Origin of the sequence: Paenalicyclobacillus cellulosilyticus, assembly GCF_014647315.1 — a bacterium.
GTDB classification, from domain to species: Bacteria; Bacillota; Bacilli; order Alicyclobacillales; family Alicyclobacillaceae; genus Alicyclobacillus_J; species Alicyclobacillus_J cellulosilyticus.
The window spans coordinates 1-243 of record NZ_BMOY01000147.1; the positions used below are offsets into that span (position 1 = coordinate 1).

At 34.6% G+C, this 243-nt stretch carries 1 pseudogene; it reads right to left on the reverse strand.

Annotated features, from left to right (window positions below):
* A pseudogene (gene proA, locus IEX97_RS13270) lies at positions 1–243 on the reverse strand (glutamate-5-semialdehyde dehydrogenase); the annotation flags it as partial.

The following is a 243-nucleotide window of genomic DNA, read 5'->3' on the forward strand; positions in this document are numbered from 1 at the left end:
AATTGAATAACTTGCTTCGTCTGCATAGAGTTTAACTTTTTTTTCTGCTAGTAACTCCACCAGTTTAGGCAAATCGGTCAGTCTATTTTTATGAATAATTAAGGTATCTAACGCATTGCAGACGCTAACTCTTCTTGTTTTTGCATTATTAATAATGAATCGACCTTTTTCTATATCACCCGTTTCATCAAAATATGTATGAACAATGCCTGCTCCGGTTTCGATAACGGGAATTTTTGCATG